Consider the following 1900-nt stretch of genomic DNA (forward strand, 5'->3'; position numbering starts at 1 on the left):
GCGGCGCTCGCCGAGCGGCTGCAGCAGGCGCTCGAGCCGCTGCCTTTCAAGACCCGCGTCGCGACGGCCTGAAGCCGCCGCACGGCGGGCCGCAGCGCACGGCCCGCCGCCTTTCGTTTCTCCGACCCCAAGAACCATCAGGGACACCATGACCATCACCCGACACCCGACCCGTCGCGCGCTGCTGCGCGCCACCACCGCAACCGCCGCCGCGCTGCTCGCGCTGGCCCATGCGCCGGCCCAGGCCCAGGCGCCTTATCCGAACAAGCCGATCCGCATGGTCGTGCCCTTCCAGGCCGGCGGCGCCACCGACGTGCTCGCGCGCGTGCTGGGCCAGAAGATGGCGGCCGGCCTCGGCCAGCCCGTGGTGATCGACAACAAGCCCGGCGCGGCCGGCATCATCGGCACCGACATGGTCGCCAAGGCAGCGCCCGACGGCTACACCATCGTCTTCTCGCTGAGCAATTCGCTGCTGACCAACGAGTTCCTCTACGAGAAGCTGCCCTACGACACGCAGCGCGACCTCACGCTGGTCTACCAGGTGGCGATGGGGCCGCTGGTGCTGGTGGTGCATCCGAGCGTGCCGGCCAAGACCGCGCCCGAACTGCTGAAGTACGTGGCCGCGAACAAGGGCAAGGTCGCCTATGGCTCCTACGGCGTGGGCGCCTACCCGCACCTGGCGGGCGCGCACATGAGCCTCACGCAGCAGGCCGACATGAACCACGTCGCCTACAAGGGCGAGGCGCCGATGATGCAGGACCTGATCGGCGGCCAGATCCAGATGGCCTATGCGAGCGCGCTGGTCGCCAAGCCGCACATCGACGCGGGCAAGGTGCGGGCCATCGGCGTGAGCGGCGAACGCCGCATGGCCGCGCTGCCCACCGTGCCGACGATGGCCGAGCAGGGCTTGAAGGACGAGGCCTACCGCGTGACCGGCTGGCTTGCCTTCGCCGTGCCCGCCAAGACGCCCAAGCCCATCGTGGACCGCATCGCCGAGGAAGTGCGCAAGGCCTCGCAGCAGCCCGACGTGCGCGAGCGCATCGCGGCCATGGGCTTCGAGCTCAAGGACAGCTCGCCCGAACTCTTCGCCGCCGCCTGGAAGGCCGAGCGGCCGATCTGGGAGCGCCTCATCAAGCAGTCGGGCGCGAAGCTCGAGTGAACCCCCTCCGTTTTCATTGAAGGACCAGCCATGAAGATTCTCGTGCCCGTCAAACGGGTCGTCGACTACAACGTGAAGGTGCGCGTCAAGAGCGACGGCACGGGCGTGGACATCGCCAACGTCAAGATGAGCATGAACCCCTTCGACGAGATCGCCGTCGAAGAGGCCGTGCGCCTGAAGGAGAAGGGCGTGGTGACCGAGGTCATCGCCGTCTCGTGCGGCGACGCCAAGTCGCAGGAAACCCTGCGCACCGCGATGGCCATCGGCGCCGACCGCGGCATCCTGGTCGAGACCTCGGAAGAACTGCAGCCCCTGGCCGTGGCCAAGCTGCTCAAGGCGCTGGTCGACAAGGAACAGCCGCAGCTGATCATCCTCGGCAAGCAGGCCATCGACGACGACGCCAACCAGACCGGTCAGATGCTGGCCGCGCTGGCCGACCTGCCGCAAGCCACCTTCGCTTCGAAGGTCGAAGTCGCCGGCGACAAGGCCAACGTGACCCGTGAAGTCGACGGCGGCCTCGAGACCGTCTCGCTCACGCTGCCGGCCGTCATCACGACCGACCTGCGCCTGAACGAGCCGCGCTACGTCACGCTGCCCAACATCATGAAGGCCAAGAAGAAGCAGCTCGACACTTTCAAGCCCGAGGACCTCGGCGTGGACGTCAAGCCGCGGCTGAAGACGCTGAAGGTCTCGGAACCGCCGAAGCGCGGTGCCGGCATCAAGGTGCCCGATGTCGCCACG

2 protein-coding genes are annotated in these 1900 nt (G+C 68.3%); both read left to right on the top strand.

Annotated elements, in window-relative coordinates; translation table 11 throughout:
* The first annotated feature begins 148 nt into the window (after positions 1-148).
* Entirely contained in the window at positions 149-1159 is a 1011-nt protein-coding gene (locus AC27VN_RS40200; RefSeq protein WP_208507728.1) for a Bug family tripartite tricarboxylate transporter substrate binding protein, read from the top strand.
* 30 nt (positions 1160-1189) lie between these two features.
* Positions 1190-1900 (top strand): electron transfer flavoprotein subunit beta/FixA family protein (locus AC27VN_RS40205; protein ID WP_490880320.1); only part of this gene is annotated, 711 nt, incomplete at its 3' end.

The organism is Variovorax sp. 20P10.2.4, from assembly GCF_058244205.1.